Genomic DNA, 19,449 nt, shown 5'->3' on the forward strand with positions numbered 1-19,449 from the left:
GTTCGTTAGTCAAGCCGCATGGCTGTCCACACCACCAGCGCGGCGGAAGCGGCTGCGCCCACGACCCGCGAGCGCATCCTCACCGAGGCGCTCGATCTGTTCGCGCAGAGCGGCTATGGCGGCGCCTCGATGCGCGAGCTCGCGCGCCGCGTCGGCATCCGCGAGAGCAGCCTCTACAATCACTTCGCCGGCAAGGCCGCGATCCTCGAGGCGATCGTGGCCGAGCACGGTCCGGCCAGCTCGGCGAGCCGGCTGGAAGAGCCGCGCTACAAGCAGCTCGCGCGCCAGCCCGCCGCGTTCTGCCGGCAGTTTGCATTGGACCTCGTCGAGCAATGGTCCGATCCGCGCGAGCACCAGTTCCAGAAAGTCATCACCGCCGAGCGCAATCGCGTGCCCGGCATCCGCGCCAAATTCGCCGATCATTTTTACGCGCGCGAGCAGAGCATGATGACGGATTATTTCCGCGGTTTTGCGCTCGCCGGCCTGGTCTCGACGCCGGATCCGCGCGAGACCGCGCGGCTGTTCGCGGCCGGACTGATCTACATCCGTCTCGAGCATTACGTGATGGGCGCGGCACCGTCGACGCGGCCGAAGGTGATCGAGGCGATCGACCGCTATCTCGCCTTCTTCCTGTCGCTGATCGCGGCGGATGGCGGGACGCAGGACAACAAGAAACGAAAAGCCAAGGGAGAGAATCGTGGCAAGGCTGCCCCTGATTGATCCGGAGACGACGAGCGGCGACATCCGCGCCTCGTTCGACCGCATGCCGGTCAAGCTCAATATCTTTCGCATGATGGCCCATGCCGAGGCCAACATGATTCCGGCGATGCGGCTCGGGAATTCGATCCTGCACAAGCAGAAGCTCTCGGCCGTCAACCGCGAGCTCCTGATCCTCCAGGCCGCCCAGCTCGAAGGCGGCGCCTATGAATGGCGCCAGCACGTGCCGATCGCGCTCGGGGTCGGCTGCACGCAAGCACAGATCGATGCGGTCGAGCGCGCCGACTACGATGCCGCCGGCTTAAGCGATGCCGAGCGCGCGCTGCTGAAATTCGGCCGCGAAGTGGTCGAGAATGTTCGCGTTCCCGAGCCGACCTTCACCGCCATGCGCGAGTATTTCAGCGACCAGGAGATCGTCGAATCCATCGTCGCGCTCGGCTTCTACATGATGATGGCGCGTGTCACCGAGGCGACCGAGACCGATCTCGATCCGGCAGCCGGCATGAAGGTCTATGACGGCGGCAAGAAATAGGCGGCCCGCATGTCTGAAAATTCCGAGACCAGGCCGGACCGCTATGTCCGCCCGCCGAGCGCGGAATCGCTCGGCGAAGCGCCGGGCAGGGGGCGCCTGAGGGGCCGCCGCATCCTGATCGTCGGCGGTGGCCAGCGCGTGTTCGACGCCGCCACCGATCCGATCGGCAACGGCCGCGCCATGAGCATTCTTTGCGCCCGCGAGGGCGCGAAGGTCGCGGTCGCGGATCTCAACCGAACCTCGGCCGAGCATACCGTCAAGCGCATCACCGACGAAGGCGGAGAGGGCTTTGCGATTGCCGCCGACGTCACGTCGGAGGCAGACGTCGTGCGCATGATCGAAGAGGCCCATCGCGCCATGGGCGGGCTCGACGGCATGGTGCTCAACATCGGCACCTTCGGCAAATTCGGGCTCGATGCCGTCAGCCCCGAGGAGTGGAACAGGATCTACGACGTCAACGTCCGCGGCCCGATGCTCTGCTGTCGCGCCGCGATGCCGAAGTTCGACAATGGCGGCGCCATCGTGTTCATATCCTCGATCGCCGCACTGAAGGCCGGCTCGCAGATGGCGGTGTATGATTCATCGAAAGCCGCGCTCGGCGGCCTGATGCGCAACATCGCCCATCTCGGATCGCGCCGCGGCATCCGCGCCAACCTCGTCTATCCCGGTCTCGTCGACACCCCCAACGGCCGCGAGGCCGGCGCCGGTCGCCCCTCGCGTGGCAAGGGCCACGTCCCTTTCGGCCGCCAGGCCACCGCCTGGGAAATCGCCTATGCCGTGCTGTTCTTCCTCTCGGACGAGAGCGTCTACGTCACCGCGCAGACGCTTGCGGTCGATAGCGGGCTCAGCGGGATGTGATTGGAGCAGTCCCTGCGTGACCGGGCTACGACCGCGGCGAGTGCTTGGAAGTACGATGCCCCTTCAGCGTCGTCCTGGCGAAAGCCAGGACCCATAACCACCGCCGGGATGTGGTTACGGGAACTCGCAGTTACCCCTTCGCACCACAACTTCTCCCTGGGCTAATGGGTCCTGGCTTTCGCCAGGACGACGGCGCGATTTGGGGCCCGCGGGGTCCCCAGATTCAGATTGCGCGCGATAGCCATTCCCTCTAATGAATTTGTACAAACGACCAAATAAAATGGTCGGACGCCGAAAGGCGGGGTTGAGGAGGAAGCGCAGCATGTCGCTGGCGGACGGATTTGGGCTCGCGGGTGTCATTGGACTCCCGGTCGCGCATTCGCGCTCGCCCGTCATTCACAATTACTGGCTGAAGGCGCACGGCATCCGCGGCGCCTATGTGCCGCTTGCGGTCAAGCCGGAGCGGCTGGAGGATGCGCTTCGCGGACTTGTCGCGCTCGGCTTTCGCGGCTGCAACGTCACCATGCCGCACAAGCAATCGGCAATGCCGAAGCTCGACCGCGTCAACGAGACCGCCAAGCGCATCGGCGCCGTCAACACCATCGTGGTCGAAGACGACGGCACGCTCTCCGGCTTCAACAACGACGGCAACGGCTTTGTCCAGAGCCTGCGCGATGCCAAGCCCGACTGGCGCGGAGATGCCGGGCCGGTGCTGCTGCTGGGCGCCGGCGGCGCGTCACGCGCGGTCGTGGTGGCGCTGCTCGAGAACGGGGCGCGCGAAATCCGCATCTCCAATCGTACGCCTGAGAAGGCGCAGGCCCTTGCAAACGACTTCGGCGCCGCCATCCGCACGGTTGCCTGGGATGCACGGGGCGCCGCGCTTGGCGATGTCGCCCTTCTCGTCAACTGCACCGATCGCGGCATGGTCGGCAAGAGTGCGCTCGAGATCGACCTGTCGCGGCTGAGGCCCGAAACGCTCACCGCCGATCTCATCTATACCCCGCTGGAGACGCCGTTCCTGGCCGAGGCCCGCGCGCGCGGCTGCGTCACGGTGAACGGGCTCGGCCTGCTGCTCAACCAGGCCCGGCTCGCCTTCAAGGCCTGGTTCGGTGTCATGCCGGACGTGACGCCCGAGCTGACCAAGGCGATCGAGGCGACGTTCTGACATTGGGGAGTTCTGCGCCATGACACTGCCGGCGTCCCCCAGGATCGACTGCCACGTCCATGCCATCGATCCCGTTCGCTTTCCCTACGGGGCCGACACGCCATATCATCCGAGCGGGCAGGAGATCGCGCCAGCGGCGCAGCTCATCCGCGTGTTCGACGCCTTCGACGTCAGGCACGCGCTGGTGGTCGCCACCAACACCGGTTACGGCAGCGACAGCCGCATCCTTCTCGACACCTTGAGGCAGGGCGGCGGCCGCTTTCGGGGTGTCGCCGTCGTCGAGAACGACGTCGGCATCAGCGAGCTCGAACGATTGAAAGCGGCCGGCGTGATCGGCGTCGCCTTCAACGTGCCGTTCCACGGCGCCGACTATTATCGCGACACGGCGCCGCTGCTGGAGAAGCTGACCAGCCTCGGCCTGTTCCTTCAGATCCAGGTCGAGCAGGACCAGCTGCTCGAGCTGCTGCCGCTCATTGAAAAATCAAATGTGCGCCTGGTGTTCGACCATTGCGGCCGTCCCTCGGTCGCGCAGGGCGTGGGGGGCAAAGCCTTCCGGGCGCTGCTCGCGATCGGTCGCGAGCGCGACGCGCATATCAAGCTTTCCGGCTATTACAAGTTCTCGCAGCAGCCGCATCCCTACGAGGACACCTGGCCGTTCATCGCCGCGCTGGTCGAAGCCTTCACGCTCGATCGCTGCGTCTGGGGCTCGGACTATCCGTTCCTGCGCGCATCCGAACGGCTCGACTACGGGCCGCTGCTCGCGGTGCTGACGAAACTGTTCCCGGATCCCGGCGACCAGCACCGCCTGCTCTGGCAAACGCCGGCAAAGCTGCTCGGCTTCGACGGCGCGGCAGATCAAGCATAACAACAAAAGGGAGGAGACATCATGAGGCACCTTGCAGGGACGGTCGTCATGGCGATCGCGGCAGCGCTATGCGCAAGTGGCGCGCAGGCGCAGAGCACGGTCTACATGCCCGACGTCATCGAGCTCTCCGGCCCCGGCGCGGTGTCGGGCACCAACTGGCGCGACGGCGTCGCGCTCGCCATTGACGAAATCAACAATGCCGGCGGCATTCTGGGTCGAAAGATCCAGACCGATCATCTGGACACCCAGAGCAACCCCGGCGTCTCGCGTGCGCAGGTGCAGAAGGTTTTGGACAGGGATCCCTATGTCGTGCTCGGGCCGATCTATTCCGGCTCGGTCAAGGTCAACATGGCACTGACGCAAGCCGCCGAGATCCCGCAGATCGTCGGCGCCGAGGCCGCCGACATCACCACGCAGGGAAACCCCTGGGTGTTCCGTACCGCCTTCGGCCAGCAATTCTCGATGCCGAAGATCGCCAACTACCTGCACGACAAGCTCAAGGTGAAGACGGTTGCGCTGGTCTGGGTCAACAACGATTTCGGCAAGGGCGGCCACGACAATTTTGCGAAGGAGATGAAGGCGCGCAACATCGAGATCGCGGCCGACATCTCCACCGAGCAGGGCCAGGTCGATTTCGGCTCCGACGTGATCAAGCTCAAGGGCGCCAAGGCCGACGCCGTCTTCGTCTACACCAACGAGGAGGAAAGCGCCCGCTTCCTGATCGAGGCGAAGCGGCAGGGTCTCGCGACGCCATTGTTCGGCGAGACCACGCTGCTCAGCCAGAAGGTGGTCGAGCTCGCCGGTCCCGCCGCGAACGGCGTGCGCGGCCATGTCGGCCTTTCCGCCGATGCACCGGTGCCGGCGATCGAGGACTTCACCAGGAAGTTCAGCGAGCGCTTTAAGTACCGGCCCGACCATAACGGCATCAAGGGCTACACCGCCGTCTATCTCGTCAAATACGTCACCGAGAAGATCGGCAAGTTCGACAGCAAGGCCTTTGGCGCCGCGATGAAGGGCCTGACGCTGACGCCCGACAAGGCCCCTGGCATGCTGATGGAAGCAAGCTGGGACCAGAACGGCGACATCGATCGCGCCAGCTTCCTCGCCGAGATCGTCGACGGCAAGCAGAAGATCGTCGAGACGCTGCCGAAGCTGAAGGCCGGCAAGGGCGAGTGAGGGATGGGTAGCGCGTAGCCCGGATGGAGCGCAGCGAAATCCGGGTCTCTGTCCCAGCACGAGAGAGGTGCCGGATTGCACTTCGCTCCAACCCGGGTACGATCCTGTCCGCATGATATGCGACTGAGATCTGCCCCACCTTGTGTCTCCCGGACGGCCTCCAGAACATGAAAACCACGCTGCTCAAATCCGAAAACTACACCCGCTCGCCCTGGAAGAACGGTGGCGGCATCTTTACCGATATCGCGGATGCTCATCGCGCTGATTCCACGGTGAAGGATTGGGACAGCCTGCTGTGGCGCTTTGCTTCCACACCGATCGTGGCGCCAGCTCCGTTCTCCCATATGCCCGGCATCGACCGCTTGCAGATGGTCGTCAATGGACGCGGGCTGGTGCTGAAGTCGCCCACGGGGGAATTCGACGAGCGCGAGCCGTTTACGACCGTGCGCTTCACCGGCGAGATGGAGATCGTGACTGAGCTCGAGGCCGGCCCGGTCGAGGTCGTGAATTTGATGGGCCGGCGCGGTGCGGTCGCGATCGAGCTCGAAGCGCTCAGGGAGCCCGGCGAGCGGCGATTGTCCGCCGGCACGCATCTGGTCTATGCGGCGTGCGGCGACTGCAGCATCCGTCTCGACGGCACGGATTTTGCGATTTCGCACGAAAATACGTTGAAGGTCGAACTGACCGGAGCGACGACGCTTGCGCTCGTCTCGGGGCTGGCTGTGCTGGGGTCTATCCAGATCGTCGGCTGAACAGCGTTCCTGCCCACCAGGGCGATGCGCACAATCCGTGCAAATGGCTAGGTTGACGCCGCGGAGCCGGAGCACGATATCTGCCCTGACGCAGACCGCCGCCCAAAGCACGATATGGACGGCCGCGATATGAACGGGCAGATATGACCGCGCCAGACAAAAAATCCGCCACGCTGTCCGACGGCGTCGTCGACTGGTTGACCACCAGCACGCGCGACGAGCGCTTCATCGACAATATCTTTGCCGAGATGTGCATTCGGCTCCAGCAGGCCGGCATCCCGCTGGCGCGGTCGACGCTTCACGTGCTGATCCAGCACCCGCAATGGCTCGGGGCCCGCTTCATGTGGTCCGATGGCATGCGCGAGGCGGAGATTTCACGGGTTGACTATGACGTCCGCGAGCGGTCCGAATACATCGGCAGTCCCGCCAACGAAATGTTCGAGGGCGCGACCGAGGTGCGGGAGAATCTCGAACGGGACCCCTCGCTCGGCCGCAAGCACGCCCTTTACGACGAGATGCGCGCGAAGGGCCTGACCGACTATGTGGCCTGGCCGCTCTATCACACGCTCGGCAAGCGCCATCTCGTCACCTTCGCGACCGATCGGCCCGGCGGTTTCGACGACACGCATGTCGCCGGCCTCAAGAACATATTGCCGGTGCTGGCGCTGGTCAGCGAGATCCGCATCAAGAACCGGCTGGCGCGGACGCTGCTCGAGACCTATGTCGGCTCCCATGCCGGCGAGCTCATCCTGGCCGGCGCCACACGGCGCGGCACCGGCACGACGGTGCGCGCCGCCATCATGATCTGCGATCTGCGCGAGTTCACCAAGATTTCCGACAACTGGCCGCGCGACGACGTCATCGATCTGCTCAACGACTATTTCGACGCGATGTCCGAGCCGATCGCGCGGCATGGCGGCGAGATCCTGAAATTCATCGGTGATGGCCTGCTCGCCATCTTCCCGCTGAGCGAGCCGAACGCCTGCGCAAACCTGCTGCATGCCGTGACCGAGGCCCGTCAGGCCATGATCGCGTTGAACGCGCGCAACAACGGGACCGGCCGCGCGCCGCTGAACTACGGCATCGGCGTCCATGTCGGCGACGTCATGTACGGCAATATCGGATCGTCCACCCGACTCGACTTCACCGTGATCGGCCCCGCCGTCAACATGGCCTCGCGCCTCGAAGCCTTGACCAAGCAATTGGGAAAGACGGTGCTGCTGTCGCGCGACTTCGCCGATCTCGTCGGCGGCCAGTTCGATCTTGAGCGCGTGGGCGAGCACGGGGTGCGCGGCTTCAGCGAGCCGATCGAGCTGTTTGCGTATCGCGGCTGAGGTGCAGGCTGCGGGCCCGTCGGCTGGGGCCCTCGCCAGAGGCACGTTTATCGACCGAGGCTTGTGCTGTTGCCAACGCGAGAATGTGCAACTACGCTTTGCGTTCGATAGCCCAAGCGCTTCATCGATCGGCCGCACGTTCATGCCAAAATTCCTCCGCATCGGACTCCATCAGTCGAACGTATCGGGTTACACGTCGAAGGCGTGGTGTGTCCGGCGCGTTGGCACGGCGATCCTCCTGAAATGGGGCGCCGTGGAGGTTCAGGGCGCGGGTGACGGACGAAAGGTCTACTGGACGCGTCTGCCGCAGGAGAAGACAATTCGCTTCGGCAGCGCGCAGCGTGCCCAGGATTACGCCAAGGCCGCGATCGCGCGGCGCCGCAACCATCGCTATGAACCGCTGGCTGGCGCGATCGTGCTCCGGCGCCGGCCAGCCGCAGGCAGCACCGAGCTCAAGCGAGCCCTCGCCACGATCCTGATCGTCGATATCGTCGGCTCCACGGCAAAAGCCGCAAAGCTCGGCGATGCCCGCTGGACCAAGATCATGGGCCACTATTATGCGGCGGTCCGCAAGGAGCTGAAGAGTTCGCGCGGCAAGGAAGTCACGACCACGGGCGACGGCGTGCTGGCGACGTTCAAGACGCCGGCTGCCGGCATCAGTTGCGCGGCCGCGATCCAGAAGGCTGTGCGCACGCTCGGCCTCGAGATCAGGGTGGGTCTGCATGCCGGCGAATACACCGTGAGCGGCACTGAGGCGGTCGGCCTCGCCTTCCACATCGGCACCCGCGTCGCCGCAAAGGCGCGCGCCGGCGAAGTTCTGGTCTCCAGCGCGGTCAAGGAGCTGCTGGCGCCGAAGTCCGAGATCCGCTTCAGGGATCACGGCGTGCACCAGCTCAAGGGCGTACCGGAGCGGTGGCGGTTGTGGCGGGTGGAGGGCTGAGGCGATTGCGCGAGGGCCCGTATCGACGCCGTCATCTCATCTGGACGACGACCTTCCCCTTGGCCCGTCCCTTTTCGAGATACGCCAGCGCTTCCTTCGCCTGTTCGAACGGATAGACCTTGTCGATCACCGGCCGGATGCGTCCGGCCTCGAGAAGCTCGCCGATCTCGGCGAGTTGCGTGCCGTCCGGGTGCACGAACAGGAACGAATATGAGGCGCCGATTCTGCCGGCGTGGCGAATGATCTTGCGGCTCAGCAATCCGAACACGAACGCCATGACGAAGTTCATCCCGCGGGCGCGCGCGAACGCGGCGTCCGGGGGCCCGATGAGCGAGGCAATCCTGCTCCCCGGCTTCAGGATCCGAAACGATGTCTCGAGCGCATCGCCCCTGACCGTGCCCAGCACCGCGTCGTAGTCCCGCAGCACCTCCTCGAATTGCTGTGTCTTGTAGTCGACCACTTCGTCAGCCCCGAGGCTGCGCACCAGATCGATATTTCCAGTGCTGGTCGTCGTCCCCACTTTTGCTCCGAGATATTTCGCGAGCTGGATCGCGAACGTGCCGATCCCGCCGGCACCCGCGGGAATGAACACCTTTTCACCGGGCTTGAGACCTATGCGCTCCCTGAGCGCTTGCCACGATGTCAGGCCGACCATCGGGATCGAGGCCGCCTGCACGAAGTCCAGGTTTGCCGGCTTGAGCGCGGCGGCATCCTCCGGCACGATCGCGAATTCGGCGAGGGCGCCGGTCCCGAGGTCGAAGATGCTGGCGAAGACGGCATCGCCCGGCTTGAAGCGCGTCACGCGGCTCCCGACCTCGACGACGACGCCCGCCAGATCGCTGCCCAGCGTGGCCGGCAGCTGAAACTTGAGGATGGGCTTGAACGTTCCTTTCGGAATCATGTTGTCGATCGGGTTCAAGCCCGCGGCGTGAACCTGGACCAGGATTTCGTTCGGCCTGGGCGTCGGCCGGGGGATGTCGGCCAACGCGATCTGGTCCGGCTTGCCGTAGCGCTTGAAGATGAGGGCTCTCATTTTTCCTCTCGGTCCGAAGGTTCTTCGCAATGGCAAGCTTGCGGCCGGTCGCACGCCGTCAGAAAGCCCGCGCTGTGCGGCCGGGCTGCGACGTCGGCGGCGTATCAAGCCGCAGGTCCTTTCGGATCCCGGCATCCACCAGGCCAGCGGGCGCAAACCTGCGCAGAAATCGCAGGCGCTTGGCGAGGCTGCCGGCCGCGTATTTGAGTTGCGGGCGCGCCGCGCTCGCGGCCTTCAGCACGGTCTCGGCCACGACGCCGGGCTTGTCGGCCGTCGCCATCACCTCGTTCACCCTCTTGGTCACGCCCGCACGGGCCTCGCGATATTCCTCGAGCGTGGCATCGGGCTCCATGAAGTTCGCGTCGAACGGCGTCTTGGTGTAGGCGGGCTCGATCACGGAGACCCGGATGCCCCGCGTGCGCAGTTCATGGTCGAGCGATTCCGAATAGCCTGCCACCGCGTGCTTGGTCGCGGCATAGAGCGCGCCATAAGGCATCGGCAGAAAGCCAAGCACCGAGCCGATATTGATGATGCGGCCGCCTCCCTGGCGCCGCATGTGCGGCACGACGGCGCGCGTCATCCGGACCAGGCCGAAGAAGTTCGTCTCGAAAATCGCGCGCGCCTGCTCGATCGAGCTCTCTTCCGCGCCGGCAGGCGCGACGCCGAAGCCGGCGTTGTTCACCAGCAGGTCGATGCGGCCCTCGCGCCGGATCACCTCGCCGACGGCGGCTTCCACCGATGCATCGCTGGTGACGTCGAGGGCCAGCATCTCGAACGCCTGCTTGCCCGGCTGTGCGCCGCGCCTGCTGGTGCCGAACACCTTGTAGCCGGCAGTCGCGAGCCGCTCCGCCGTGGCCTGGCCGATGCCTGAGGAGGCGCCAGTCACTAGCGCGATCTTCGGTGTAATCCTGTTCATAATGCCTCTCCGACGCCACCACCGGGCCTGAAATAGTTTGATTACGATCGTAACTATTGATATACATGACGATCATAATGTAAAAGTCAAGCCCCGTGCCCAAAGCCCGGGTGTCCGAGGATCGGTCCCATGCGCGTCTCAAAGGAACAGGCCGCCAAAAATCGCGAGCATATCCTCGAGACCGCCTCCCGCCTGCTGCGGGAGCGCGGCATCGCCGGCGTCGGTGTCGACGCGCTCGCGGAAGCGGCCGGGATGACGCACGGCAGCCTGTACAGCCAGTTCGGCTCCAAGGAGCGGCTGGTCGAGGAAGCGGTGGCCTATGCGATCAAGGCCAAAGGCCAGGAATTGCCCGAGGTGTTTGAACTCGAGGACTATGTTTCGCAATACCTCTCGCCGGCGCATCGCGACGAGCCGGCAAGCGGCTGCCCGTTTGCCGCTTTGGCTTGCGAGGTGTCACGCCAAAGCTCAGGCGTGAGGGCGCGTTTCACCGCCGGCGTGCGCGGCACGATCGCCCTGCTGAGCAGCCGGATGGCGTCGACGCTGAAGCCACGCCAGCGCGAGGACAAGGCGCTCGCTGCCGCCGCCGCAATGGTGGGAGCCCTCGTGCTCGCCCGGGCCGTGAACGATCCCAAGCTGTCGGACGATATCCTTCGCGCGACGCGGAATTCGCTGGCGGGCTGACGGCGCACTCAATGAGTATTCGGTCCGCGAAAGCGATCGGACTCATTGAGTGCACCGTCACCGCAATCCCTGGCGCCTTTGCATTGGCATCAGAGAGGTCATCACCTCAACATCACCGCACCCCCGTGCCCTTGCAGCGCTGGCACTTCACCACCTTGTCGCCCTTCTTGAGCAAGCCTTTGCCTTCGCAATTCTTGCATTTCTGCTTCTTCTTGATGTTCGGGCCTTTTTCACTGACTATGAAAGTCTCCTGCCGTGAGAGGGGTGGTGGGCGCCTTGTATAGGCTGACCTCGGCAAGGGGGGTAGTCCATAGTCGAAATGGACGCCGACGACGTTGCCATTTTCGTCAATGCCATCTTCTGACATGACGGCAGCTTCATGCTGCCGTCGTCTTCGGAAGGCGCGACCAGTGGCAGCAACATTTTTCGTCCTCGCTTACTCGGGAAACGGTCTGGCAAGTGCCGCAACGAGCTTGATCAGGTCAGCCTGACGGCGCGCCCCGGTCTTTCCAAAGATATTCTGGAGGTGAGTTTTCACGGTGGACTCGCCGATGCCAAGCGCCTCCGCTATCTCAGATACTCCGCTCACTTTCAGCATCGCATCAAGCACCCGCACTTCGCTCGGCGTGAGTTGGAATTGTCGCGCCGCCACTTCGGTCGGGTAAGGCGCCGCCATTGATACCTTCCGGATGAAGACGGCAGCGACCGCAGAGTGAAGGCCCCCGGCTTGACGACGCACCCCCGACGTCAGCGGCAGGATATCAGCGACCCAATTCTGCCCAGGCTTGCTGGAGAGCGGAATGGCAACACCATCCGCGCCGACGGCACCATCGCCATCGCTCGCGGCGGCGACAACATTGCGCAATACCTGCGCGGCATGCGGGTCCACGGCGATCAGATTATTTTTGACGGTTCGCAAGATCGTCGCATCGTCGAGCAGCGTTTGCGCGGCTATGTTGGAGAATGCGATATGACAATGTTTGTCCAGCAGAAAAACGCTGGCGTGGAGCCCGTCGAGCGCATCCGATAGACTTCCGGCCTTTTCCTTCTGAAGGTCGATGACATTGCCGATCAGCACCGCGCGGCGCACGTGGGGAACCAGCAGATGCATGCGCTGCCGCATATTGTCGTCGGCAAGCCCTTGGCGCTCGCTCCGGAATACGCCGAACTGAGCGAAGCACGTCGCGGTCTTGTCGAGCGTGGCAGCCAAATGATCGGCCCACCCGTTCGGCTTGACCCACTCCTTGTAGAAAGTCGTCTCGACGAACTCGTCATAAGGCAAGACGTTGGTCGTGTTGTAGATCTCCCCAACCTTGAAAAAGAATTGAGCCGTCAAACTCGGATCGAGGCGGATGTATTTATCGAAATACGCGTCCACGCTGGACGGTTCGACATTGAAAACGTAGTGAAGCTCACCCTGGACGGTGATGTCCTTCCAGTAAATCCCAGCCGCGGTTCCGCCGATGAATTGCGTCGCCTGCTCGAGAACGCCCACCCACAAGCTGGGGTCGAGCGCCGCGTCGTAGATATCGCCGATCAGCTGCGACAAAAGTTCCGGATCGACCATTCCCGACATCCCTCGTTCGACTGACCGCGATATTGATGCAACGGGGCAATCGCATCAACCGACCAGTGGGACATCGGGATGCTCTGGGATTGCAGTCATAGTGCTGCTTATTTCATCAGCCGTCGAACCCGCCAAGGCGGCTCGTTCGGTCACGGACGCCCGCGAGTACTCGCGCTGGACGGGCCGCCTACCGTCTGGATCGGCTCACCGGCCGCACGGTCCAGCGGTGGGTGCGGCCTGGCGAGGCCGACTGTTCCGGGAGCTGCGTCGTTGCTGACCGCAGGCATGTTGACGCGCTCCATCGTGATCGTGGATGCAACCACAATGGCAACGGCGAGGGCGATAGCACTCAAAACCAGGGTCGTCCGATTCTGGTCTTCCATCGTGAGACCTCCGCGAAACGGCTCCATAGCGCGGGGATAACGCCGGATCGGCGATTTGGTTCTTGCGGTGGCCGGCGATGGGGCGGGTTCGCTCGCGCGCAGCGGTTCGTCCGCCTCTGCTCTCACCTCGTTCAGGCTGCGCCGGACACCACGCGTCGCCCCTCGTTCTCCGCGCGGCTGCGCCGCGCGTAGCCCGCAGGGCGGAAGAGCTCGCCTTCAGGCCTCCAGCTCCTATTTTGCGCTCGAGAAAGCATCCGCTGCGTAGACGACCTTGCCGCCCACGACCGTCAGCAGAGACGCCGTGGCGCCAATTTGCTCGACGGGGACGGACATGAAATCCCGATCGAGAATCGCGAAGTCGGCGAGCTTGCCGGTCTCCAGCGTGCCGCGCCGCGTCTCGTCGAAGCAGAACCACGCGCTTCCCACGGTGTAGAGGCGCAAGGCATCTTCGCGGCTGGGTGTTTCGTCCGGGCCGCGCGTCGAGAGTCCGCCGACGGTCTTGCCGTCGAGCATCCATTGCAGCGCCACGAACGGATTGTAGGATGCGACCCGATGCGCATCCGTGCCGGCCCCGACATGGACCCCCATGCGCAACGCCGTGACGATGGGTGGCATGCTGCGCGAAGCTTCGCCGGCCTGTGCCACGATACGGTCGCCCCCGAGATACATCGCGTCCTGCATGGTCCAGCCAACGCCAAGGGCTTTCATGCGCGCCAGCGTTTGGGGCGAGGTGTTGTCGAGATGGGCGATGGACCAGCGCAACGGCGCGAGCGGCGTCTCCTTGTTGACCTCGTCATAGAGGTCCAGGAGGTGATGGACGGATTTGTCTTCCTGCCAGTGGATGGTGACCGTCAGCCCTTGTTTGGCGGCCCAGCGAATGATCTCGCGGAACTTGTCCTTGGCGGCCGCGTCGGGCGCATTGTTGTTGTACATGGCGCCGGTGATCCGCTCGCCGATCCCGTTGAACCGCAGCATGTCGTCGCCGAATCCCATCGGCAGGAACGGCGTGAGAGTCTTGTACTCCTCGAATTCCGCGCCGACATTCTGGGCGAACAGGTTGAAGGCAACCCGAACCGAAAGTGATTTGTCACGCCAGAGCTTTTGCAAGGCGGCGTAGTGGCTGGGATAAATGCTGAAGCCGCCGGGATCCACGATCCCGGTCACGCCAAGACGATTGAGCTCCGTGAAGAACTGCCGGGTCCCGGCGACATTCTCTTCGAAATTCGGCCTCGGCAGCCGATCGAACAGCGCGGAGATGCTGACAATGGAGCCGTTGAGCCAGCCCGTGGCGTCGCCCGATGCGGCGCGCTCAGTCGTGATACCGGCCGGCAACTGATCCGCGAACATCCCGAGGGCTTGCTGCGCTTTTGGCGTCATCAGCACCGCCGAATAGAACAGCTGGATGTAAGCCGGATTGTCGGGAACGGCCGACATCACCTCGGCGAGCGTTGGCCGCCGCTTCTCCGCAAATTGCAATTCGCTCCAGCCACCGGCTACGATGATCCAGGACGCCGGGCGGGCTGTTGCCGCCTGGCGCAAGCGTTCCATGGCCTCGGGAATCGTCTTTGCGCCGATCCAGTTGACCTCGGTTGCGTAGGTGAGGCCGGCGCGCACTGCGTGAATATGGGAATCGATCAATCCCGGAATGACTGTGCGTCCACCTGCGTCGACACGGCGCGTCGCGGGCCCGATCAGGCCTTCCATGGCATCGTTGCCGCCAACTGCAACGATCCTGCCGTCGCGGACTGCGAGAGCCTGCGCGATCGTCGATGCCGGATCCAGCGTCACGAGCTTCGCGTTCGTGACAATGAGGTCGGCCTTTTGTGCGTAAGCCAAACTGGCCCAGCACGAGATCACCAAGATCGCCAGAAGCTTGCGCATAGTCAGTCCCGAAATGAGAGAGGCCGGAGGGAGAGAGGCAGGATCGGCGCCACACATCCGCCGCTGGATGCGCTCGCGGACATCGCGTGTCGCAACGGGGAGTATCGTGATCCTGACCATGTCTGGCTCCAACAAAATCAGCCGGTCCACCGGAAAATTGGGTAACGGCTCAAGCAATTGATTTTACAGCCCGCCTTCGCCCGCTTCGCAGCAGTTCGTCCGTCTTCGCTCTCACTTCGTTCACGCTTCGCCGGACACCACGCTTCGCCCTCGTTCTCCGCGCGGCTGCGCCACGCGTAGCCCGAGGTTAAGAAAAAACCGCCCGGACGCATCGCCTCACAGGCGCGCCCGCATCCAAAGCGCTCGACGAGGTCGGCGACGAGAGCGCCCGAACGACGCCTTGCCTTAGAACGGCACGACCCGTTTTCCGGTGGATTGCGGTAAGCGGAAAAGGCCTCGCCTTCGGGTGCGCGGCCTTCGTTGCGTTCAGACGGACCGCTCTCACCAGTGGTGGCGATGCCAGCGGTGCCGAACGACCGGGTAGGATCCGCGGTAATAGGCGTATGCAGGTCGCACGACTCGACGGTAGCCGTAGGACACGGGCGCCGTGTAGTAGGTCGTGGTGGCGTACCCGCCGCCCCAGCGATACGGCTCGTCATACCCGTAGTCGTAGGCATAGGGTCCGCCGTAATCGCCCGCTCCATAGTAGCCCGGGCCACCGTAGTAGCCATAACCAGGTCCCCATCCATACGCCGACGAGGCAAGCCCGCCGATCACAGCGCCGGCCAACAGGCCGCCGGCGATGCCCGGTCCCCAGCCCCCACGCCAGTGGGCTTCTGCAGGAGACGTGACGGCCACCGAGGGCAGACCAAGAGCGCCGACCAGCAGCGCCGACATCGCGATCTTCTTCATCGAGATTCCTTTCACATTGCTCGCGCCCTGTCGACAACGGGAAAAACAGGCAATAGTTGCAGCTGCACCCCGCGGCGAGCGGGCAATGATCCTCGCCGCCGGGGGCAGCGTCGCTCGACAGCGTCGAGTTCGAACCACAACTCCGCGGGCGGCGTCGGGTTCGGCCCGCGCTGCGGCGCGAAAGGTTTCAGCAGATCGCCCCGAACATCCGCCCGATGTCGCCGAGCATTAACAATGTTGATTCCACCGGAATACGTCTTTGCGGTAGGCTATCTCTTGTAGGGTTGGGGTTCCCATGTTCGATCCGGCCACGACCGCGCTTTTGCGCGCCGTACTCGACGAGGTCTGTGAAAAGGTTTCGCGTTTCGAAACCGGTGCTCGGACCCATGTCGCTTCAAGAATTCTGGAAGCCGCCGCGAAGGGCGATGTCACGCCGGAGAGCCTGAAGCAGGTCGGTCGCGAGGCGCTCCATCGAGCCCCGAGCATGGGGCGATAGCGGAGCGTGGTGGGTGAATTTCCAGGTCACAGTGCTCAAGATCCTGGTGAGTTATCCCGACGGATTCGCCGTCATGGCAGACCTCAAGCGCGACATGGCGATCCTGGCGACGAGCGGACCGGATTGGGCCGAGCGGACCAGGCGCTTGGCGGCGCGCGTCGCCAATCTCGACATCTTCTCGCAGGCGCTGATCGAGCGGCTGGACGGCGGCTGGCGCATCACCGACAAAGGGCGCTCGGTCCTCGAGTTCATGGAAGCCAAGCGCCCCGAGCCAGAAACGGCACGCGAAGCGCCAGCGGCTGAGTCGACGGCCGCAGCGCCGACGCCAGCACCCCTCGCAACCAGAAGGTCAGGCCGAAGCCACCGCCTGCAGCGCCGCCGTGCGGCACGTGCGCGGGTGCGTGCCAAAGCATCCTGACTCACCTCCTTTCGTCTATTTCCGGGAAAAACTGGAAACTTTCCAGATTGCCTTGAGTTGGCAGCGACTGGGTTCGGTCTCCGGAGAGAGTAAGTATGGTCGACGAAGTCGTCTTGAAGAACGCCACGGAGGCCGCCTGGACGGTGTATCGGGCGCGGCACCCCGAGGTCGATGCGCACGACAGCCGGCGCTGCCTTCTGGAGCGCCACCTCCACAGCAGGTCGGAAGCGCGAGAGAGCGATACCGAAGAACTCGCTGGCTTCGGGATAGCCTACCTGCAGCGGCTTCCTCCAGACGAATGTTGACGATCGTGAAGACGCTCGCAGCGCGCGTGGCCCGCGGAAGCACGAGGCCCAATTGGACGCTGCTTGCGATTTCATCCCTCATTTCCGCTGGGATCGTGGCGGTCCTGCGGTCCGTGTTCGGGGCCTAGCCGATGCGGATTGCCCAGCTCGCTCCCTTGGCCGAGAGCGTACCTCCAAAGCTCTACGGAGGCACCGAGCGTGTGATCGCCTGGCTGGTGGACGAACTGGTCGAATCCGGGCACGACGTCACCCTGTTCGCAAGCGGGGACTCGAAGACGAAGGGAAAGCTCCACGCGGTGTGGCCGCGCGCGTTGCGCCTGGGGCGGAAGGGTGCGGATCCGAACGCCGCCTGCGCGCTTCTGATCGAGGCCATCGCCGAGCGCGCGCGCGACTTCGACGTGATCCACTCCCACGTCGACTGGTTGCCTCTTCCGGTGCTGAGCCGGACCGGCGTGCCTTTCCTGACGACGATGCACGGTCGGCTCGATCTGCCCGGCCTGCCCCAGGTAATCGGTGCCTTTGCGGACGCTCCATTCGTCTCGATTTCCGCCGACCAGCGTCGGCCGCTTCCGGAAGCGAACTGGATCGCGACGATCCAGCACGGACTGCCCAAGGATATGTTTAGGCCCTCCTACGAACCAGGTTCGTACCTGGCCTTTCTGGGGCGGCTGACGGCGGACAAGGGTCCGGAGGACGCCATACGAATCGCGCGCGCGGCCCGGATGCCGCTGCGCATGGCCGCCAAGATCCCTCGCGCAGAGACGGCCTACTTCAAGAACAAGCTCGAGCCGATCATCGATGGCCAGACGGTTCAGCTCGTCGGCGAGGTCGACGACGCGAAGAAGCAGCCGTTTCTCGCCAACGCAGCGGGCCTGCTGTTTCCGATCGGTTGGCCCGAACCGTTCGGTCTTGTCATGATCGAGGCGATGGCGTGCGGGACGCCCGTGATCGCCTACCGATCAGGTTCGGTGCCGGAAGTCGTGGAGGACGGCGTCACCGGCTTCATCGTCGACGGTGAGGAGCAGGCGATCAGAGCGGTGAAAGAATTGCGCCGGCTGGACAGACGAGTGGTCCGCGCCCGGTTCGAGGAGCGCTTCGTCGCAAGCCGGATGGCGAACGATTACGAGACCCGATATCGCGAGCTGGTCGCCCGCGGAGCGCGCTTTACGTGAGAGATCAATTCCGCGGCTCGCTTGTGGGGTGCTGGAAAAGCCGGCTGCCTATCCAATCCTTGGCGATCCGTTCCGGGTCGGGAACAAGCGGTAATTCGCGGCGTTGAAGCCGGCATCCAAACCGGTGCGGCTCTCGTTGGAGGAGATAATCGATGAAAAGCTTTCTTGCCGTCGCGTTGCTCGGCACTGCTGTGATCGGCGGCGCTGCTTTCGCGCAATCCACTCAGCCCGCCGATCGCGCGCCGGCGGCCACCGCTCACCCCGCCGATGCGAAGATGGCGTTCAAGGGAAATTGGCGTGCCTCCAAGCTGATGGGGGTGAACGTCTACAACGAGGCGAACGAGAAGCTCGGCGACATCAACGAATTGCTCGTCGACAAGAACGGCAAGATCAACGCGGTGGTTATCGGCATCGGCGGCTTCCTCGGCATGGGCGAGCACGACATCGCCGTCTCGATGGACAAGCTGAAGTTTGTTGAAGAGCCGGTCCGGACCAGCTCGAGCGGCACATCGACCACGTCGCGCGACACCACAACGACCGGCGCCGCGTCGACAACCACGACGAACCGCACTGCGAACGATTGGGTGCCCGACCACGCCGTCATGAGTGGCAACAAGGAGCAATTGAAGGCGCTCCCCCAGTTCAAATATTCGGACTACAACTAGCGCGACGAGTGCTCGGCAAATTGGGGCCCCGCCTACGGGGCCCTTTTTTGTGACCTCGGAGGCTAGTGTACGGATGTGCTGCAACGAAAAACGGCCCGCTCAAATCATTGGGCGGGCCGTTCGTCCGTGCGGGGTTCATCCGCTCAGTGCATGTGAACCAGGAAATAGCCGACGCCGCCAACAACCAAGACGGCGGGAACGGCCCATAAAATCAGTACGGGCATTTCTCCTCCAATTGCTGTCAGAACGCTTAGACGGGGCGCTAGGGACCGCCGCGACTATTACTGCTCGGTGCAGACCTTCGTGGTCTTGACCGCAGACTCCGCCTCGACCCTCGTCTTGAAGACGCCGTCGCCCACGACCGTCGTGGTGGTGGTGGTCGGCTTGCTGTCAACGATGGTGCACTTCTTGGTGGTGGCGTCGCGCACAATGTAGAACTCGGCGGCGCTGGCTGCCTGCGTACCGAGGGCGAAGGCGGCAAGAGCGCCGCACACGATAAGCTTCTTCATGGTGTTCTCCTCAAAGTGAAAAATGACTCGTGAGTAGTCATCGCAAACGACGCCGCGCAACCGAAGTTCCTACTCGGTACAACAGAGCCCGTCCGTCTCGCTGGATCGAGATTGCCTAGTTTTCCCGGTCTGGAACCCCGCGGCTCGCCCGGGGTTGTTCGGTGTCCGCATT

The 19,449-nt window shown here is 64.0% G+C and carries 22 protein-coding genes; 15 read left to right on the forward strand and 7 right to left on the reverse strand.

Going from position 1 to position 19,449, the window contains the following annotated elements; all coding sequences use genetic code 11:
• The first annotated feature begins 18 nt into the window (after nt 1-18).
• The 9 genes from JQ591_RS27850 to JQ591_RS27890 all read left to right on the forward strand — a co-directional run bounded on the left by JQ591_RS27850 (nt 19) and on the right by JQ591_RS27890 (nt 8,339).
• Nucleotides 19-720: a TetR/AcrR family transcriptional regulator gene (locus JQ591_RS27850; protein ID WP_211399205.1), complete on the forward strand. Its 702-nt coding sequence runs from the start codon at nt 19-21 to the stop codon at nt 718-720.
• Nucleotides 698-1,249 carry a carboxymuconolactone decarboxylase family protein gene (locus JQ591_RS27855; RefSeq protein WP_211399206.1) on the forward strand — a complete coding sequence of 184 codons (552 nt, stop codon included), beginning with the start codon at nt 698-700 and terminating at the stop codon, nt 1,247-1,249. The genes JQ591_RS27850 and JQ591_RS27855 overlap by 23 nt, the downstream gene beginning before the upstream one ends.
• 9 nt (nt 1,250-1,258) lie before the next feature.
• The gene (locus JQ591_RS27860) at nt 1,259-2,107 is read left to right on the forward strand and encodes an SDR family NAD(P)-dependent oxidoreductase (RefSeq protein WP_211399207.1); all 849 of its coding nucleotides are present in this window, start codon (nt 1,259-1,261) and stop codon (nt 2,105-2,107) included.
• Between the two features lie 322 nt (nt 2,108-2,429).
• On the forward strand, nt 2,430-3,272 hold the full coding sequence (locus JQ591_RS27865; RefSeq protein ID WP_211399208.1) for a shikimate dehydrogenase: 843 nt from the start codon (nt 2,430-2,432) through the stop codon (nt 3,270-3,272).
• A 19-nt stretch (nt 3,273-3,291) separates the two neighbouring features.
• On the forward strand, nt 3,292-4,137 hold the full coding sequence (locus tag JQ591_RS27870; protein ID WP_211399209.1) for an amidohydrolase family protein: 846 nt from the start codon (nt 3,292-3,294) through the stop codon (nt 4,135-4,137).
• 21 nt (nt 4,138-4,158) lie between these two features.
• The gene (locus JQ591_RS27875) at nt 4,159-5,313 is read left to right on the forward strand and encodes an ABC transporter substrate-binding protein (protein ID WP_211399210.1); all 1,155 of its coding nucleotides are present in this window, start codon (nt 4,159-4,161) and stop codon (nt 5,311-5,313) included.
• A gap of 167 nt (nt 5,314-5,480) precedes the next feature.
• Complete coding sequence (locus tag JQ591_RS27880) at nt 5,481-6,065, forward strand: HutD/Ves family protein (RefSeq protein ID WP_211399211.1); 585 nt, start codon at nt 5,481-5,483, stop codon at nt 6,063-6,065.
• 143 nt (nt 6,066-6,208) lie between these two features.
• Nucleotides 6,209-7,399: an adenylate/guanylate cyclase domain-containing protein gene (locus tag JQ591_RS27885; protein ID WP_211399212.1), complete on the forward strand. Its 1,191-nt coding sequence runs from the start codon at nt 6,209-6,211 to the stop codon at nt 7,397-7,399.
• A 142-nt stretch (nt 7,400-7,541) separates the two neighbouring features.
• On the forward strand, nt 7,542-8,339 hold the full coding sequence (locus JQ591_RS27890; RefSeq protein ID WP_211399213.1) for an adenylate/guanylate cyclase domain-containing protein: 798 nt from the start codon (nt 7,542-7,544) through the stop codon (nt 8,337-8,339).
• A 31-nt stretch (nt 8,340-8,370) separates the two neighbouring features.
• On the opposite strand, the gene JQ591_RS27895 is transcribed toward JQ591_RS27890, so the two are convergent.
• The gene (locus tag JQ591_RS27895; RefSeq protein ID WP_211399214.1) at nt 8,371-9,372 is read right to left on the reverse strand and encodes an NADP-dependent oxidoreductase; all 1,002 of its coding nucleotides are present in this window, start codon (nt 9,370-9,372) and stop codon (nt 8,371-8,373) included.
• A 58-nt stretch (nt 9,373-9,430) separates the two neighbouring features.
• Nucleotides 9,431-10,288, reverse strand: coding sequence for an oxidoreductase (locus JQ591_RS27900; RefSeq protein WP_211399215.1), 858 nt, complete (start codon nt 10,286-10,288; stop codon nt 9,431-9,433).
• Between the two features lie 129 nt (nt 10,289-10,417).
• Here JQ591_RS27900 and JQ591_RS27905 point away from each other — a divergent pair, with 129 nt between their 5' ends.
• Complete coding sequence (locus JQ591_RS27905; RefSeq protein ID WP_211399216.1) at nt 10,418-10,969, forward strand: TetR/AcrR family transcriptional regulator; 552 nt, start codon at nt 10,418-10,420, stop codon at nt 10,967-10,969.
• Nucleotides 10,970-11,081: 112 nt separating this feature from the next.
• Here JQ591_RS27905 and JQ591_RS27910 read toward each other — a convergent pair whose 3' ends face one another.
• The 4 genes from JQ591_RS27910 to JQ591_RS27925 form a co-directional block, all read right to left on the reverse strand.
• Nucleotides 11,082-11,336, reverse strand: a complete 255-nt coding sequence (locus JQ591_RS27910) for a hypothetical protein (RefSeq protein WP_211399312.1) — start codon at nt 11,334-11,336, stop codon at nt 11,082-11,084.
• 69 nt (nt 11,337-11,405) lie between these two features.
• The gene (locus tag JQ591_RS27915) at nt 11,406-12,536 is read right to left on the reverse strand and encodes a helix-turn-helix transcriptional regulator (RefSeq protein WP_211399217.1); all 1,131 of its coding nucleotides are present in this window, start codon (nt 12,534-12,536) and stop codon (nt 11,406-11,408) included.
• Nucleotides 12,537-13,150: 614 nt separating this feature from the next.
• On the reverse strand, nt 13,151-14,800 hold the full coding sequence (locus tag JQ591_RS27920) for an amidohydrolase (RefSeq protein WP_211399218.1): 1,650 nt from the start codon (nt 14,798-14,800) through the stop codon (nt 13,151-13,153).
• A 501-nt stretch (nt 14,801-15,301) separates the two neighbouring features.
• Nucleotides 15,302-15,712, reverse strand: coding sequence for a hypothetical protein (locus tag JQ591_RS27925; RefSeq protein ID WP_211399219.1), 411 nt, complete (start codon nt 15,710-15,712; stop codon nt 15,302-15,304).
• Nucleotides 15,713-16,007: 295 nt separating this feature from the next.
• Between JQ591_RS27925 and JQ591_RS27930 the strand changes: the two genes are divergently transcribed.
• The 5 genes from JQ591_RS27930 to JQ591_RS27950 all read left to right on the forward strand — a co-directional run bounded on the left by JQ591_RS27930 (nt 16,008) and on the right by JQ591_RS27950 (nt 18,768).
• Nucleotides 16,008-16,208: a hypothetical protein gene (locus JQ591_RS27930; RefSeq protein WP_211399220.1), complete on the forward strand. Its 201-nt coding sequence runs from the start codon at nt 16,008-16,010 to the stop codon at nt 16,206-16,208.
• A gap of 13 nt (nt 16,209-16,221) precedes the next feature.
• Nucleotides 16,222-16,626, forward strand: a complete 405-nt coding sequence (locus JQ591_RS27935) for a hypothetical protein (RefSeq protein WP_211399221.1) — start codon at nt 16,222-16,224, stop codon at nt 16,624-16,626.
• Nucleotides 16,627-16,721: 95 nt separating this feature from the next.
• A complete protein-coding gene (locus tag JQ591_RS27940; RefSeq protein WP_211399222.1) occupies nt 16,722-16,931 on the forward strand; it encodes a hypothetical protein in 210 nt (69 codons plus the stop codon).
• A 131-nt stretch (nt 16,932-17,062) separates the two neighbouring features.
• Nucleotides 17,063-18,103 carry a glycosyltransferase family 4 protein gene (locus JQ591_RS27945; protein ID WP_211399223.1) on the forward strand — a complete coding sequence of 347 codons (1,041 nt, stop codon included), beginning with the start codon at nt 17,063-17,065 and terminating at the stop codon, nt 18,101-18,103.
• Between the two features lie 152 nt (nt 18,104-18,255).
• Nucleotides 18,256-18,768 (forward strand): PRC-barrel domain-containing protein, encoded by a 513-nt coding sequence (locus tag JQ591_RS27950; protein ID WP_211399224.1) that lies wholly within the window; start codon nt 18,256-18,258, stop codon nt 18,766-18,768.
• 281 nt (nt 18,769-19,049) lie between these two features.
• Here JQ591_RS27950 and JQ591_RS27955 read toward each other — a convergent pair whose 3' ends face one another.
• Complete coding sequence (locus tag JQ591_RS27955; RefSeq protein WP_211399225.1) at nt 19,050-19,277, reverse strand: hypothetical protein; 228 nt, start codon at nt 19,275-19,277, stop codon at nt 19,050-19,052.
• Between the last annotated feature and the right edge of the window lie 172 nt (nt 19,278-19,449).

It is taken from the genome of Bradyrhizobium canariense, from assembly GCF_018130465.1.
GTDB classification, from domain to species: domain Bacteria; phylum Pseudomonadota; class Alphaproteobacteria; order Rhizobiales; family Xanthobacteraceae; genus Bradyrhizobium; species Bradyrhizobium canariense_C.

Coding starts and splice junctions, on each gene's coding strand:
- JQ591_RS27895 (WP_211399214.1), bottom strand. CDS start 9,372: ATGAGAGCCCTCATCTTCAAGCGCTACGGCAAGCCGGACCAGATCGCG.
- JQ591_RS27915 (WP_211399217.1), bottom strand. CDS start 12,536: ATGGTCGATCCGGAACTTTTGTCGCAGCTGATCGGCGATATCTACGAC.
- JQ591_RS27920 (WP_211399218.1), bottom strand. CDS start 14,800: ATGCGCAAGCTTCTGGCGATCTTGGTGATCTCGTGCTGGGCCAGTTTG.
- JQ591_RS27875 (WP_211399210.1), top strand. CDS start 4,159: ATGAGGCACCTTGCAGGGACGGTCGTCATGGCGATCGCGGCAGCGCTA.
- JQ591_RS27945 (WP_211399223.1), top strand. CDS start 17,063: ATGCGGATTGCCCAGCTCGCTCCCTTGGCCGAGAGCGTACCTCCAAAG.
- JQ591_RS27900 (WP_211399215.1), bottom strand. CDS start 10,288: ATGAACAGGATTACACCGAAGATCGCGCTAGTGACTGGCGCCTCCTCA.
- JQ591_RS27865 (WP_211399208.1), top strand. CDS start 2,430: ATGTCGCTGGCGGACGGATTTGGGCTCGCGGGTGTCATTGGACTCCCG.
- JQ591_RS27930 (WP_211399220.1), top strand. CDS start 16,008: ATGTTCGATCCGGCCACGACCGCGCTTTTGCGCGCCGTACTCGACGAG.
- JQ591_RS27910 (WP_211399312.1), bottom strand. CDS start 11,336: ATGTCAGAAGATGGCATTGACGAAAATGGCAACGTCGTCGGCGTCCAT.
- JQ591_RS27850 (WP_211399205.1), top strand. CDS start 19: ATGGCTGTCCACACCACCAGCGCGGCGGAAGCGGCTGCGCCCACGACC.
- JQ591_RS27950 (WP_211399224.1), top strand. CDS start 18,256: ATGAAAAGCTTTCTTGCCGTCGCGTTGCTCGGCACTGCTGTGATCGGC.
- JQ591_RS27955 (WP_211399225.1), bottom strand. CDS start 19,277: ATGAAGAAGCTTATCGTGTGCGGCGCTCTTGCCGCCTTCGCCCTCGGT.
- JQ591_RS27890 (WP_211399213.1), top strand. CDS start 7,542: ATGCCAAAATTCCTCCGCATCGGACTCCATCAGTCGAACGTATCGGGT.
- JQ591_RS27940 (WP_211399222.1), top strand. CDS start 16,722: ATGGTCGACGAAGTCGTCTTGAAGAACGCCACGGAGGCCGCCTGGACG.
- JQ591_RS27925 (WP_211399219.1), bottom strand. CDS start 15,712: ATGAAGAAGATCGCGATGTCGGCGCTGCTGGTCGGCGCTCTTGGTCTG.
- JQ591_RS27880 (WP_211399211.1), top strand. CDS start 5,481: ATGAAAACCACGCTGCTCAAATCCGAAAACTACACCCGCTCGCCCTGG.
- JQ591_RS27905 (WP_211399216.1), top strand. CDS start 10,418: ATGCGCGTCTCAAAGGAACAGGCCGCCAAAAATCGCGAGCATATCCTC.
- JQ591_RS27870 (WP_211399209.1), top strand. CDS start 3,292: ATGACACTGCCGGCGTCCCCCAGGATCGACTGCCACGTCCATGCCATC.
- JQ591_RS27885 (WP_211399212.1), top strand. CDS start 6,209: ATGACCGCGCCAGACAAAAAATCCGCCACGCTGTCCGACGGCGTCGTC.
- JQ591_RS27860 (WP_211399207.1), top strand. CDS start 1,259: ATGTCTGAAAATTCCGAGACCAGGCCGGACCGCTATGTCCGCCCGCCG.